We start from the raw sequence: 6,408 nt of genomic DNA, 5'->3' as shown, positions 1-6,408 counted from the left end.
AGGCCGTCGCGCCGCTCGCGGTGGTCAACCTGGGACTGAATACCCGGCATGCGATGAACTGGCAGTGCTGGCTGCGCGACACGGGCTACGACCCCGGCACGATCGACGGACTGCTGGGCACCAGCAGCTGGAAGGCCGCGCAGAGGAAGTTCGACGCCCTGGGCTACTACGACGATTCCATCGACGGCATCGTCGGACCCAACACGATCAGGGCGCTGCAGCGGTACCTGAACCTCCAGGGCGCCAACCTTGCCGTCGACGGGGTCGCCGGATCGGCGACCACGGCCGCGTTCTGGGAGTTCACCGGGAGGTTCAACACCTGCTGAGCCGACCCGAGGGCCGCACACACGACGCGGCCCGTCCTGGACAGCTCCCTTCACTGGGCTGGGCCCGCTCCGCTTCAGCAAGTTGATGACTGCGATACGGCGGGCGCAGGCTACCGAGCCGCACCGCGGTCACCCGTGGAGCCTGTCGCCTGAGGGCCGTATTTCCTGGTCACGGCGTACTGGCGCACGAACTTGACGATGCGGCAGCTTGCCCCGCTGCTCGGGATCTCCAAGTCGTCCGCGGACCGGATCATTGCCCCCGTCGGACCGATGCTCGCGCTCCAACCGGCACGACTCCCACGCCCTTTGCAGGGGGTGACGATCAGGTTGCTCCCGGAGTCAGGGAGCAACCTGATCGGAACTGCTACGCCCGGGGAAGCCGGCGGGTTGATCCTGCTCGTCGCGCGGCTTGAGGAACTCTTCGTGCTCCAGAGCCGCGCCTCGGTGTCGACGTTTGGGGTCACCCGGTCCAGTCGGCGAGGTATCGCCCAGCTGGCCTCGCCGAGGAGTTGCAGTGCTGCCGGCACCAGGACCATGCGGACAACGAGTGCGTCGACCAGGACGTCGACGGTGAGGGCCAGGCCGATCGATGCGACCATCGGGTCGCCGCCGCTGAGGGCGAACTTGTGCGCCGCGTGCATGCGGGAACCAGGAACACTTGGTGACCCATGGCGAGGCCGAACAGCACGCCCGCCACAAGCAGCGGTATCAAGGCTGCCCAGGAGGCGGGCTTCGTCGAGGCCGACCGGACCGCCCGCCCAGGCCCATTGGGGGACCGCGACGGTCACTCCGAGGCACTTCCAACCCGAGGCCGTCCAGCCGGCAGACCGTCGTCAGGTCAGCAGGGCGGAAGGTGGCGTTACGCCGAGCCCAGGGCGCGACCAGCGGTCTTCGGGGACCGGGGATCGTCCGGTGGCGTTTGGCCGGTCAGGCGCGGTCGTGGAGGGTGACCTGGTAGCCGTCGGGGTCGGCGAACGTGAAGGTCCGGCCGAAGGGGCCGTCGATCGGTGCGGAGACGATGGTGTGGCCGTCGGCGACGAGAGCATCGTGGATGGCCTGGACGTCGGTGGCGTGGAGCCAGATCGCGGCACCGATGCCGGGCTGGGCGACGGATGCGAGATCGGTGCCGGGTACGACGTCGCGGAGTGCGAACGCGATCGGCTTCGTCTCGAAGACGACGGCGTGCGGAGGTCCGGCCTGCGAGCGGACGAGGCCGAGGTACTGCTCGTAGAACGCCTGCGAGGCGTTCAGGTCGCGCGCCTGGAGCGAGATGAAGTCGGGGCCGGTGGCGGGCATGGTGATGCTCCTTCTCTTCGTGTCAGCTTTCTGACACACGTCAGCGTATGTCAGAATGCTGACATGAATCAAGACGGTGCCGGCGTCGACCTGGAGACGTCCCTGGGTTACCTGCTGAAAGAGGCGTCGAGCGTCCTGCGCGCAGCTATGGAGGAGGTGCTGCGGCCGCTCGGGATGAGCGTGACGCACTACTCCTGCCTCGAACTGCTGGCTCAACGGCCGGGCTTGTCGAACTCCGAACTCGCGCGGGGTGCGTTCGTGACACGGCAGTCGATGAACGTGCTGCTCCAGACCCTGGAGCGGGAGGGCTACGTGACCAGGCCCGCGGAGGCGCCCGTCGGGAAGGTTCTCCCCGCGCGGCTCACGCCTCGCGGCCGACGGAGCCTGGAGAAGGCGACCGTGGCGGTCCGGTCCGTCGAGGTCAGAATGCTGGCCGGCATGACCGAGACCGAGCAGTCACGCGCGTTCGGGATCCTGCAGAGCGTGATCCATTCCCTGCGTGATGGCAACGACGGTGCATAGCTCGTTCCCCGGCGCGCGTCTCGCCGCGCCGGACAGGAGTGCGGCCGAGCGCGGGAATCCGTGCCGGCGACCTCGAAAAGATTGATAGGCGGGATCGCTGGGCCTCCTCCAAGCTCATGTTGATGTGTCGTGCGGGACGAGGGCGGCCTTCACGGCGTCGGTGAATCGGTTGGTGCTGCAGCGGATCTTGGCGTGGGTGGTGTTGTGGCGGCGCTTCCATCTGACCGTCCATCTCCGCCGGCAGTCGGAGGGCCGCTGGACCGGCCTGTACGCCGTCGTCGCTTTCGGTCTCACCAGCCAGGGCCTCACCAGCACCGTCCTGCGCGACTTCAACGGCCCGGTCGGCCACGCCCAGTGGATCGTCACGGTCCGGCCCTTGCCGAACAGTTGATACCTGAAGGCCCGCGGCAGCGAGGCTCCCTGTGTGACGTGGATCACGGCGATGGGAAAACCTGTCGCCCGGACCGGGCGTCTAGCAGGTGTGAGATCAGTCAGAGCAGCGCTGCACGAGGTGGACGAGGAACATCTCGTCCGGCTGGTGGCAAAGGGCGACCGTGTCGCGTTCGAGGAGCTGTACCGGCGTACGTCGCCGTGGATGGCGGTGCGGCTGCGCCGCCGGTGTGTGGACGAGCAGATCGTCGCGGAGGTCATGCAGGAGACCTACTTGGCGGTGTGGCGCGCGGCGGGTGCGTTCGCCGGGGCCGCGGTCGGAGGGACGGCCACCGGTTGGCTGTGGACGATCGCGGCGCGCCGCCTCGTCGACGCGTTCCGGCGCAGAGCCCACCACGCGGAGCCGCCGCCGGCTGCAGCTGTGCCCGACGAGGCGCCCGCCGCCGAGGAGTTGGCGCTCGCGGGAACCGTCGACGGTGATGTCGGGGGCGCGCTGAGGTGCCTCGCGCCGGAGTTGAGACAGGTACTGCAGGCCATGGTGCTCGACGGGCTCTCCGTCCGTGAGACCGCGGTCCTGCTCGGGCTGCCCGAAGGCACGGTCAAGACCCGTGCCCGCCGGGCCCGTATCGAGATGCGGAGGGCGCTGGCATGAGCATCGAACACGCGTCGGAGCGGATCATCGAGGGGTATGTGCGCGGCGGCGCGGGCCTCTCCGCCGACGAGGTGTGGGCCGTGGAGGCGCATCTGGAGATGTGCCGGGTGTGCCGTGACCGGTTGTCCGCCGCTGTCGGTGCCGGGGTGCCCGCCGTGGCGTCGCTCGTCGACACCGTGTGGTCCGGCCTCGAACCCCAACTCGCGGCCACTGCCACGATGCCGCGCCGACGGCGCTGGTCGGCGCCGCTGTCCAGGTGGATGACGCCCACGATGGTGCCGTGGCTGGCCATGGTCGTGGGCGTGACGCTGTTGGCCCTGCTGCTCGACCTGTCCGGCACCGGCACCGGCACCGGTGCCGGTGCCGGCGAGGTGTCGTTGGTGCTGCTGCTCGCGCCGGTCCTGCCCGTGCTCGGGGTCGCGGCGTCCTGGTCGCGTGGTCTCGACCCGGCGTACGAACTGACGGCCTCCGTGCCCAGGGCCGGGCTCTATCTGGTGCTGCGGCGCACCGCGTCCGTGCTTGCCGTGGTCGTCCCCGTGCTGCTGGTGGGCGGTTGGGCGACGGGGGTGATGGTGGCCCAGTGGCTGCTGCCCTGTCTGGCCTTCACCTCGACGACCCTGGCGCTCGGCGGTGTGGTCGGTGTGACCCGCGCGGCCGTCGTGCTGGCCAGTGTCTGGGCCGCGGTGGTCGTGGCGCCGACTCTGGCCACCAGCCGTACGACCTTCGCCCTGCAGACGGGCGGTCTGCCCGCGTGGGGGCTGATCCTCGCGATCGGTATCGGTGTCGTGATCGCCCGCAGAGGCGCGTACACCGTGCTGGGAGCTCATCGATGACCATCGGAAAGAACACGGGAAGGGAACACCACATGACGTCCGCCGTGAGCGCGGCCGACATCGCACCGACGGCCTACGCCTGGCAGATCCAGGCAACCGGGCTGAAGGTCAGAGTCGGCAGGAAACGCATGGCCGTCGACGGCCTCGACCTGTCCCTGGGCACCGGCGTGCACGGCCTCCTCGGCCCCAACGGGGCCGGCAAGACCACCCTCATCCGGACGCTGGCCACCGTGCTGCGCCCCACCGAGGGCAGTCTGGAGCTGCTCGGCGAGTCCGTGGGCGGCATGGGCGAGCACCGTGCGGTACGCCGCCGGATCGGCTATCTGCCGCAGGAGTTCGGCTACTACAAGCGCTTCACGGTGCGCGAGTTCGTCGAGTACATGGCCTGGCTGAAGGAGGTGCCCAAAGCGGACATCCCCGCCGCCGTGCAGCGCGCGGTGGAGCGGGTGGGTCTGGCGGACCGCGCCGACGAGAGGATGAAGGCCCTGTCGGGCGGCATGGTGCGCAGGGTCGGCATCGCCCAGGCCATCGTCAACGATCCGACGATCCTGCTCCTGGACGAGCCGACGGTCGGCCTGGACCCGGCGCAGCGGCTTCGCTTCCGCGAGCTGCTGCAGGAGTTGGGTACGGACACCTGCGTGCTCGTCTCGACCCATCTGGTGGAGGACGTCGCCGCCGCCTGCACCGACGTGGTGGTCTTCGCCGAGGGCCGTCTTGTCTTCCAGGGCCCTCCGGACGAACTCGTCTCGGTGGGCGGCCCGGAGCACGTGGGCGACAGCCCGCTGGAGCGCGGCTACTCGGCTCTTCTGCTCAACCCCGAGCAGGGAAGGGGCACTTGGTGAACGGCCGCGTCCTGCGTATCGAGTTGAGGCGTTCGGTCGCCCCGTGGGCCGGCCTCGTGGTCCTGGTGCCGGCGCTGGCGTTCCTGTACCTGCTGAACGGCCAGTGGTGGAGTGACACCACGGCGTGGACGGCCCAGTGGACACCACTGGCCCTGTGGACCCGCTCCCTGCTGTTCTACCTGTGGCCGCTCGCCGTGGGGCTCGGGGCACTGCAGGGACTGCGCGACCACCGCTCGAAGATGTCCGAGCTGCTGACGAGCACGCCGCGGCCCGCCCGGCACCGCGCGGCCATCCTGGCGGGCGCGACGGCGATCACGCTGGCCTCTGCCTTCGCGTTCCTCGTCCTCGTGGGTGGGGTCCAGGTGCTCGCCCACACCGAGTACACGCACCTCGGGTGGCTGCCGATCTCTCTGGTGGGCGTGCTCTTCCTCGTCGCGGGGGCCGTGCTGGGCATGGGGGCCGGGAGGGCCCTGCCGTCCCCGCTCACCCCGCCCGCGCTGGCCATGGGTGCCTTCGTGTTCACGGCCCTCATGCACATGTCGCTGGGCCGGACGGAGACGGACACGGCGGACGGGTTCACGAGCACGGAGCCGAACCGGGTCTCGCTGCTGTCACCGACGGTGGAAGAGGCGCGAGAGGCGTTCGTCACGCTCTCCGACTCCGTGCACGTCGGGCAGACGATCTGGCTGCTCGGCATGGCCGGGACCGGCTTCGCGCTGCTGGTCGCCGCGACCCCGCGCGCCCGGCTGACCGCCTTGGCGCCGGTCCTGGCGGGTGCGGCGATCGCGCTGCTGGTCCTCCCTGCCGACCCGGGCCGGATGTACGTCGTCGACGAGGCCGCCGCGGAGCTGGTGTGCGACGGCCCGGTGTGCGTGACGAAGACACAGCAGGCGCGACTCGCGGACCTCGCGGATCCCGGCAAGGAGGCGCTGCGCCTGCTGCACGGCGCCCTGGGTGATCAGGCGCCGGTCTCGGTCCGGGAGAACACCGCAGTGCTGCCGGAGGGCTCCACGCCGCAGTGGTCCCGTAAGACCGTGCTCCTCGACTTCGACGACGACATCGTCGCCGCTGCGAAGGGCGAGGAGCTCACCCGGGCCCTGATCGCCAAAGGCATGGTGCCAGGGTGCACCCCCGTCGGCTGGAGCGGCTTCGGGGGAGATGAATACGCGCAGACAGTCGCGGTGGCCTGGGTCCTCGGGGACCTCAAACCGCTCGCCGGCACGCCGGCGAGTATGCGCGGCGAGGTCGAATCCGAGACCCGCCCCGTGTGGAAGAAACTCAAGGCACTTCCCCGGGCCGAGCAGCTCTCGCGGATCAAAGAGATGCGCGCCGCCGCGCTCTCCTGCGAGGGCGACCCGTTCGAGGTGCTGTCCGGCGGTGCGTCCCGGTGAGATGGCTGATGCTGTACGCGCGCTCGCGTCAGATACCCGCGTCACTCACTGCGGTGGTGATCGGCGTGGTAGCGGTGTGGGCACTCGCCCGGGACGAGGGCGCGGGGCCCGGTGATCCGCGGCTGCCCGTGCTCGGTCTCTCCACGGGGGCAATGG

At 70.1% G+C, this 6,408-nt stretch carries 7 protein-coding genes and 2 pseudogenes; 8 read left to right on the top strand and 1 reads right to left on the bottom strand.

The annotated features are described in order from the left end of the window. Positions 1-326, top strand: a 326-nt coding sequence (locus O3Q52_RS46795) for a peptidoglycan-binding domain-containing protein (RefSeq protein WP_269654563.1), incomplete at its 5' end; no start/stop codon positions are given. 58 nt (positions 327-384) lie between these two features. Further along, a pseudogene (locus O3Q52_RS46790) lies at positions 385-620 on the top strand (transposase family protein); the annotation flags it as partial. Positions 621-1,253: 633 nt separating this feature from the next. On the opposite strand, the gene O3Q52_RS46780 reads toward O3Q52_RS46790, so the two are convergent. Beyond that, positions 1,254-1,622: a VOC family protein gene (locus tag O3Q52_RS46780; protein ID WP_269654562.1), complete on the bottom strand. Its 369-nt coding sequence runs from the start codon at positions 1,620-1,622 to the stop codon at positions 1,254-1,256. Positions 1,623-1,685: 63 nt separating this feature from the next. On the opposite strand from O3Q52_RS46780, the gene O3Q52_RS46775 reads away from it, so the two are divergent. The 6 genes and pseudogenes from O3Q52_RS46775 to O3Q52_RS46750 all read left to right on the top strand — a co-directional run bounded on the left by O3Q52_RS46775 (position 1,686) and on the right by O3Q52_RS46750 (position 6,252). Continuing rightward, positions 1,686-2,144, top strand: a complete 459-nt coding sequence (locus O3Q52_RS46775) for a MarR family winged helix-turn-helix transcriptional regulator (protein ID WP_269654565.1) — start codon at positions 1,686-1,688, stop codon at positions 2,142-2,144. 220 nt (positions 2,145-2,364) lie between these two features. After that, a pseudogene (locus O3Q52_RS46770) lies at positions 2,365-2,535 on the top strand (thioesterase family protein); the annotation flags it as partial. Positions 2,536-2,682: 147 nt separating this feature from the next. Further along, a complete protein-coding gene (locus O3Q52_RS46765; RefSeq protein ID WP_269654564.1) occupies positions 2,683-3,186 on the top strand; it encodes an RNA polymerase sigma factor in 504 nt (167 codons plus the stop codon). After that, the gene (locus tag O3Q52_RS46760; RefSeq protein WP_269654561.1) at positions 3,183-4,019 is read left to right on the top strand and encodes a zf-HC2 domain-containing protein; all 837 of its coding nucleotides are present in this window, start codon (positions 3,183-3,185) and stop codon (positions 4,017-4,019) included. The genes O3Q52_RS46765 and O3Q52_RS46760 overlap by 4 nt, the downstream gene beginning before the upstream one ends. Next, on the top strand, positions 4,016-4,861 hold the full coding sequence (locus tag O3Q52_RS46755; protein ID WP_269654560.1) for an ABC transporter ATP-binding protein: 846 nt from the start codon (positions 4,016-4,018) through the stop codon (positions 4,859-4,861). The genes O3Q52_RS46760 and O3Q52_RS46755 overlap by 4 nt, the downstream gene beginning before the upstream one ends. Then, complete coding sequence (locus O3Q52_RS46750; RefSeq protein ID WP_269654559.1) at positions 4,858-6,252, top strand: hypothetical protein; 1,395 nt, start codon at positions 4,858-4,860, stop codon at positions 6,250-6,252. The genes O3Q52_RS46755 and O3Q52_RS46750 overlap by 4 nt, the downstream gene beginning before the upstream one ends. Positions 6,253-6,408 lie beyond the last annotated feature (156 nt).

The organism is Streptomyces sp. ActVer (genome assembly GCF_027270795.1).
GTDB lineage: Bacteria > Actinomycetota > Actinomycetes > Streptomycetales > Streptomycetaceae > Streptomyces > Streptomyces umbrinus_A.
Note: the sequence above shows the minus strand (reverse complement) of the source record. Positions and strands in the feature narration are given on the sequence as shown.